This is a genomic window from Acinetobacter sp. TY2 (genome assembly GCF_046269225.1).
Taxonomy (GTDB): domain Bacteria; phylum Pseudomonadota; class Gammaproteobacteria; order Pseudomonadales; family Moraxellaceae; genus Acinetobacter.
This window is the reverse complement of sequence record NZ_JBJZOR010000061.1, coordinates 1-1,773: the sequence shown is the minus strand read 5'-3', so window position 1 is coordinate 1,773 and position 1,773 is coordinate 1. Positions and strand designations below refer to the sequence as shown.

Sequence of the window (1,773 nt, the reverse complement as noted above, 5' to 3'; positions counted from 1 at the left end):
TCACGCCACATCACTTCTTCACAGCGCACTGATACTGGGTAAAGTGTGGTATCACCTACATCTTTCGCTAATTTCTCTGACCAAATTTTGATGATGCCATTACGTGGATCATTATCTTTGTAGATCGCATGACCAAAGCCCATGATCTTTTCTTTACGTGCTAACTTGCCCAACATTTCACGTTCAGCTTCTTCAGGAGACGTCCAGTTTTCAATCATTTCCATCGCAGCTTCATTCGCACCACCATGTAATGGACCACGGAGTGATCCAATCGCACCTGTAATACATGAATGCATATCTGAAAGTGTTGATGCACATACTCGCGCTGTGAATGTAGAAGCGTTAAATTCATGCTCTGCATACAAAATCAACGAAACATTCATCACTTGTTCATGCAATTCATTTGGTTTTTCACCACGAAGTAAATGCAAGAATTGAGCACCAATTGAATCATCATCAGTATTTTCTTCAATGCGTACGCCATCATGGCTGAAACGGTACCAGTAACAAATGATAGCAGGCAAGGTTGCAAGGATACGGTCTGCTACATCTTGTTGCTCATCGAATGTTTTTTCAGTTTCAATGTTACCGAGCATTGAAACACCTGTACGCATCACATCCATTGGATGTGAATCTGCAGGAATGCGTTCAAGGACTTCTTTGAGTGCTTGTGGCAATTGACGTAATGATTTGAGTTTTGCTTTGTATGTTGCAAGCTGTTCTGCTGTTGGTAATTCACCAAAGAAAATCAGGTAAGCAACTTCTTCAAATTGGCAGTTTTCCGCCAAATCTTGAACGTCATATCCACGATATGTTAAGCCTGCGCCACTTTTGCCTACAGTTGAAAGTGCAGTTTTGCCTGCAACTTGTCCGCGCAGCCCTGCGCCTGTGAGTACTTTTCCTTCAGCCATTTTATTTTCCTTCCGTGAAGAGTTTGTCTAATGTATTTTCAAAGGTATGATAGTCAAGGAATTCATAGAGTTCTTTGCGTTGTTGCATCTTGTCGAGAACATTCACTTGTGTGCCGTCTTTACGAATGGCTTGGAATACTTCAAGTGCGGCTTTTTGCATTGCACGTGTTGCTGACAATGGGTAAAGCACCATTGAAATGCCTTGTTCACCTAATTCTTCAGTGGTGTAATAAGGTGTGTCACCAAATTCAGTGATGTTTGCAAGTACAGGTACACCCACTGCATCACAGACTGTTTTGTACATCGTAATGTCAGTCATTGCTTCAGCAAAGATTGCATCTGCACCTGCTTCTACGCATGCACATGCACGATCAATGACGGCTTGTAGACCTTCTTTTTGTAGTGCATCGGTACGTGCCATCACCACAAAGTTAGAATCTGTTTTGGCATCCACCGCTGCTTTAATACGATCAACCATTTCTTGTTGAGTCACGATTTCTTTATTTGGACGGTGTCCACAGCGTTTTTGCACCACTTGGTCTTCAATGTGAACCGCTGCTGCGCCCGCTGCAATCATTTGTTTAACGGTACGTGCAATGTTAAATGCTCCGCCCCAACCTGTATCGATATCGACAAGGAGTGGTGTATCTACACGTTCAGTTATTCGACGTACATCTTCAAGTACATTGTCTAGACTGGTCATACCTAGGTCAGGTAAGCCGTATGAGTAGTTCGCAACACCTGCCCCCGATAGATAGATGGCTTTGTAACCCACCTGTTTTGCCATCATGGCTGCATAAGCATTGACCGTTCCAATGATTTGTAATGGTTTTTCTACTTCCAGTGCTTGTCTAAATCTTAA

Annotated in this window: 2 protein-coding genes; both read right to left on the bottom strand. The window is 42.9% G+C overall.

Annotated features, from left to right (window positions below):
* Window positions 1-911: citrate/2-methylcitrate synthase (locus ACK1JC_RS16980; protein ID WP_409512971.1), on the bottom strand; the 911-nt coding region annotated here is incomplete at its 3' end.
* Window position 912: 1 nt separating this feature from the next.
* A partial coding sequence (gene prpB, locus ACK1JC_RS16975) for a methylisocitrate lyase (protein WP_409512970.1) occupies window positions 913-1,773 on the bottom strand: 861 nt, incomplete at its 5' end.